At 58.0% G+C, this 5158-nt stretch carries 5 protein-coding genes; all 5 read left to right on the top strand.

Annotated features, from left to right (window positions below; genetic code table 11):
• Nucleotides 1–214: 214 nt before the first annotated feature.
• The 5 genes from ACXRVY_RS16435 to ACXRVY_RS16415 all read left to right on the top strand — a co-directional run bounded on the left by ACXRVY_RS16435 (nucleotide 215) and on the right by ACXRVY_RS16415 (nucleotide 4844).
• Complete coding sequence (locus ACXRVY_RS16435) at nucleotides 215–1210, top strand: GlxA family transcriptional regulator (RefSeq protein ID WP_223462596.1); 996 nt, start codon at nucleotides 215–217, stop codon at nucleotides 1208–1210.
• A gap of 342 nt (nucleotides 1211–1552) precedes the next feature.
• Nucleotides 1553–2242: an ABC transporter permease gene (locus ACXRVY_RS16430; protein ID WP_218433270.1), complete on the top strand. Its 690-nt coding sequence runs from the start codon at nucleotides 1553–1555 to the stop codon at nucleotides 2240–2242.
• Nucleotides 2239–3237, top strand: coding sequence for an ABC transporter ATP-binding protein (locus ACXRVY_RS16425; protein ID WP_458237775.1), 999 nt, complete (start codon nucleotides 2239–2241; stop codon nucleotides 3235–3237). Before ACXRVY_RS16430 ends, ACXRVY_RS16425 begins: the two co-directional genes overlap by 4 nt.
• Before the next feature lie 2 nt (nucleotides 3238–3239).
• A complete protein-coding gene (locus ACXRVY_RS16420; RefSeq protein ID WP_458237774.1) occupies nucleotides 3240–3908 on the top strand; it encodes an ABC transporter permease in 669 nt (222 codons plus the stop codon).
• Between the two features lie 42 nt (nucleotides 3909–3950).
• The gene (locus tag ACXRVY_RS16415; protein WP_223462594.1) at nucleotides 3951–4844 is read left to right on the top strand and encodes a glycine betaine ABC transporter substrate-binding protein; all 894 of its coding nucleotides are present in this window, start codon (nucleotides 3951–3953) and stop codon (nucleotides 4842–4844) included.
• Nucleotides 4845–5158 lie beyond the last annotated feature (314 nt).

Genomic DNA, 5158 nt, shown 5'->3' with positions numbered 1-5158 from the left:
CCGAAGTCTCGCAGCGATCTCCAGTATCGCGGCGTGTATCGCTCACGTCATTCTGATCTGTCGTTGCGCTTTGGCCGGGCGGGTTCGCGGTCTCAACGATCCAATCTGGCTGAATGTGTGCCCAACCCCTAACATGGCGTGTCCAAAGCCACTTCCCCGGTGTGGCCTGAGCTGTTCACTCGAACGGCTGGAACTACCATGAAAGGATCTGGCGATGACAGCCCCCAGTGAATCGGCGACGTCTGTGAACAGCGGCACAACCAAGCGAATCGGGCTGCTCATTCTTCCTCAGTTCTCCATGATGGCCCTGGCGGGAGCCAGCGAGCCTTTGCGCGCGGCCAACCGGCTGTCCGGCAAAACGCTTTATGAATGGACCCTGCTCACGGAGTCGGGCGGACCGGTCAGTTCCAGCAGCGGTATCGAAATCCAGACTGTGCCGGTTGATCAGGCGCCGGAGCTGGATCGCATTTTTGTCCTGGCGAGCCTGGACATCGAACATCAGAAACCACCAAAAATGCTGCGCTTCCTGCAGCGCGCAGCGTTCCGCGGGATTACCGTCGGCGCATTGAGCACCGGTACGTTCATCCTTGCACGCGCCGGCTTGCTGGAAGGCAAGCGCTGCACCTTGCACTGGGAGTCCATTGGCCAGTTTTCGGAAGAATTCCCCTCGATCGAAGTCACCAAGGAGCTTTACGTCAACCATGGCAACCGCTGGACGTGCGCCGGGGGGACGGCGGCCATCGATCTCATGCTGGCACAAATCGCGCTTGATTTCGGTAACCAGCTCGCGGCGAGCATCGCCGAGCAATTTCTGCATGCCAGGATAAGAGCGCCGGAAGAGCATCAGCGGATGTCGATTCAGTGGCGGTTCGGCATTCACGATCGCAGGCTGACAGCCGCCATCGCCTTCATGGAGAACAATCTGGAGAACATCGTCGGCATCGAAGAGATCGCCGACCGTTGCAATCTGTCCCACCGTCAACTCGAACGGCTGTGGCATCAGCACTTCGGGATGACGCCGAAGAAGTTCTATCTGGAGCTCAGGCTGAACGAAGCACGCCGGTTGCTGCGTGAAAGCACCCAGCCCATTGCGTCCATTGCCTATAGCTGTGGGTTTGTCTCAGCGTCACATCTGGGGGCTGCTTACCGTCGTGTCTGGGGATGTACGCCTGGTGAAGAGCGGCGGAAATTTGATGATGCTCACTCCTGATTTCAGTTACTGAGCGCATGGGTCAACAAGCGCCAATCCCCTGAAAAGCCTCTGAACCAATCCTCTCTGTAAAATCCCATAGCTAGCTAATGACTCGCCCCGACAGGCGGTGCGCTCTGGCAAGCCTTGTCATTTGGCGATCCCGCATACTGCCGTCTGCAATCGACGCTGCACTTTGCATTGCGCATTGGTTGGCCGCGTGACGTCGTTTTTTTGATAGAAATCGTCGAACTCGAAGCTCAGAGTGCCTGCAGTAGCGCTGTAATGTTTCCTACAGATCCGGCGTTCAATTCCAGATGCACGGCCGATAAAAACAACAATGACGTACAGAAGGCATAACACATGGAAACCTTGAGTTTCATTCTGGAAAACGGCGGGTTGATCAGTCTGCTACTCGGGCAGCACCTGCTCATCGTGGCGGTAGCGGTGGGTTTGGCGATTCTGACCGGCGTGCCTGTCGGGATTGCGATCTCCCAGCACCCCAGAACGCGCCGCTGGGTCCTGGCCTTCGCCGCGGTCCTGATGACCATTCCTTCCGCCGCGCTGTTCGGGCTGATGATTCCGGCCCTGTCGCTGATCGGCTACGGGATCGGCGTCGTACCGGCGGTCATTGCGCTGTTCCTCTACTCCCAATTGCCCATCATCCGCAACACCACCACTGCGATCTCCAACATCGATCCGGCCTTGCGCGAAGCAGCGATCGGGATGGGCATGTCGACCGGGCAACGATTGCGCAAGGTTGAGCTGCCGATTGCGGTCCCGCTGATCATGGCGGGCGTGAGGATGGCGACCGTCATCAACATCGGCATCGCAGCCATCGCGGCCTACATCGGCGCCGGCGGCCTGGGCAGCCTCATCATTCGCGGCATCGCGCAATCGGATACCCGACAGCTGTTGGCCGGCGCGATCGTCATCAGTGTCATCGCCATTGCGGCCGATTACGCGTTGTACGGCTTGCAGCGCCTGCTGACGCCAAAAGGCCTGAACAAGAACAAAGTGGCCACCGGCCGAATGAAGGAAGCTACGACGTGATCCAGATCGAAAACCTCAACAAGCAATTCGGCTCAATCACTGCAGTAGAAGATGTCTCATTCAATGTTGAAGAGGGGCAGATCTGCGTACTGCTTGGGCCGTCGGGCTGTGGCAAGACCACGACGCTGAAAATGATCAACAGACTGATCACGCCTACCTCCGGCACGATCAGAATTGGAGGTCGCGATACGTCCGAACTGGACAGCGTCACCCTCAAACGCTCCATCGGCTATGTGATCCAGCAAGTCGGCCTGTTCCCGAACATGACCGTTGAGGAAAACATTTGCGTCGTTCCCAATCTGTTGGGGTGGGACAAAACCAAAAGCCGAAAGCGCGCCGCGGAGTTGCTGGAAGTGGTCGCGCTGGATCCGTCGAAATTTCTCAAGCGCTATCCGTGTGAGCTTTCCGGTGGTCAACAGCAACGCGTAGGCGTGGCCCGGGCCCTGGCAGCGGATCCGCCGGTGATGCTGATGGACGAGCCCTTTGGCGCGATCGACCCGATCAACCGGGAAGTGATCCAGGACGAATTCATGCGCATCCAGCGCCTCGTCAACAAGACCGTGCTGTTTGTCAGTCATGACATCGATGAAGCGGTGAAGATGGCGGATTGCGTCGCCCTGTTCCATAACGGAAAAATCCAGCAGTTCGGCAGCTCGGATGATCTGCTGGCCCGGCCCAACAGCGAGTTCGTGGCGAACTTCATGGGCGGCGACCGGATCATGAAGCGCCTGCGTCTGCTGCGTGCGGCTGACGTGGCCAGCAAGGTCCCGCCACTGGAACACATGCAGATCGTGGGCGGCAACAGCGCTGTCGTTTCGCAATCGCACCTGATCGTCAAGCCCGGGGATGACCTGCGCCAGGTGCTTTCGCAGTTGCTGGGTCGCGGCCAGGACTGGGCACTTTGCAACGACAGCGACGGACGTTTTATCGGCTATGTCCACCAGGCCRACATCCTGGCGCGACTGGTTGAAAACATTACTCCGGTGGTGCACTGACAATGTCTGACTTACTGATCGGATTGTGGAAAGGGCTGCAATTTTACTGGGGCGATATCAGCTACCTGACGGTCCAGCATCTGCAGATCGTGGCGGTCAGTGGGGTGCTGGCGCTGGTCATCGCGCTGCCGCTGGGCGTCTGGATGAGCCGTCCGGCGAACCAGCGTTACGCCATGGCCAGCATGCAGGTCCTTAACGTAGGGCAGGCGATCCCCAAGCTCGCGTTGCTGGCGTTGGCCATGAGTTTCATTGGTGTCGGCAGCGGCGCGGCCATCATCGGCTTGTTTGTCGCGACGTTGTTGCCCGTGGCAGTCAATACCTACGAAGGCCTGCGTGCGGTGCCGCAGCACCTGGTCGAAGCGGCCGAGGCCATGGGCATGACGCCACGGGAAACGCTGTGGAAAGTTGAAATTCCGAACGCGATGAACGTGATTTTCGCCGGCATCCGCACGGCGCTGGCGATCAACGTCGGTACCGCGCCGCTGGCCTTCCTGGTCGGTGGCGGTGGGTTGGGCGAGTTGATCTTTACCGGGATCGACTTGAACGACTTCGGCATGATGCTGGCCGGCGCCGCGGCGACCGCGCTGTTGGCGATTGCGGTCGATCTGGGCTGCGGCTTGATTCAAAACATTGCAGTGTCACGGGGCTTGAGGTTGGCCKGGCGCGAATGAATCTGAAGACCATAGACAAAAATCAATAATATGAGGTGCACGATGATTTATCGAATGCTGGCCAGTCTGATCTTTACCCTGAGTCTTGTTTGCGGTGTTGTGGGCAGTGCTTCTGCCAACAGCACGATTGTGGTCGGCGGCAAGAAGTTTACCGAGCAGCAATTGGTTGCCGAGATGACCGCTCAACTCCTGCGCGCCAATGGCTACAGTGTTGATAAACGCCCGGACCTGGGTTCTTCCGTATTGCGCGCGGCGCAAGAGAACGGTCAGGTCGATGTTTATTGGGAATACACCGGCACTTCACTGATTACTTACAATAAAGTCACGGACAAGCTCAACGCCGACGAAACGTACAAGAAAATCAGCGAGCTGGATGCGCAGAAAGGCATCACCTGGCTGAACCCTTCCAAGGCCAACAACACTTACGCCTTTGCCATGCGCAAGGAAGAGGCCGAGAAGGATGGAATCGCCTCGATCAGCGATCTTGCGCAGAAGATCGAAACAGGCAAGTCCTATAAGTTTGCCTCCAACGCTGAGTTCTTTTCCCGGCCTGATGGCCTGCGTCCTCTGCAAGAGACCTACAAGTTTGAATTTGAACGCAAGAACATCGTCCGCATGGACGGCGGGCTGACCTATCAGGCGCTCAGGGACGGGCAGGTCGATCTGGCCCTGGTCCTGTCGACGGATGGGCGGATTCCGGCCTTCGGCTTTGTGGTGCTGCAAGACGATAAAGGCTTCTTCCCCAGCTACGCGCTGACCCCGGTGATTCGCACTGAAGTGTTCAAGGCGAATCCAAAGATCGGCGAGTTGCTCAACGCCCTGTCGTCCAGGCTGGATGACGACACCATCGCGGGCCTCAATTCCCGGGTCGATGTCGGCCGTGAATCCATCGAGAGCGTGTCCCGGGAATTCCTGCAAAAGAATCAGTTGCTGTAGGAGCTGCCGAAGGCTGCGATCTTTGACGTAGCCTTCAGAACCTACCAGGGCCGGCGGATAACCCCGGCCTTTTTTCCCCTGCCTCCCATTCATTCCCTTGCACCCACATCAGGTGCGAGCTGGTTTCGTTCGCCTGTACCCACTCGGAGAATAACAATGCAGTTGAATAAAAAGTTCGTGGCGTGCTCGTTTTTGCTAATGGCAGCAAGTGCTCAGGCGGATGACAGTATCGAACGCATGACCCTCGCCGACATGCGTCATGCGTTGGACAACGGGACTCTCAGTTCCGAACATTTGGTGCAGCACTATCTGGA

Source organism: Pseudomonas sp. P5_A2_2 (assembly GCF_054177685.1).
This window is presented reverse-complemented; position numbering and strand designations above follow the sequence as displayed.

What these genes read in the sequence shown, in the direction of transcription:
- ACXRVY_RS16435 (WP_223462596.1), top strand. Translation starts at nt 215, where the DNA reads ATGACAGCCCCCAGTGAATCGGCGACGTCTGTGAACAGCGGCACAACC.
- ACXRVY_RS16415 (WP_223462594.1), top strand. Translation starts at nt 3,951, where the DNA reads ATGATTTATCGAATGCTGGCCAGTCTGATCTTTACCCTGAGTCTTGTT.
- ACXRVY_RS16430 (WP_218433270.1), top strand. Translation starts at nt 1,553, where the DNA reads ATGGAAACCTTGAGTTTCATTCTGGAAAACGGCGGGTTGATCAGTCTG.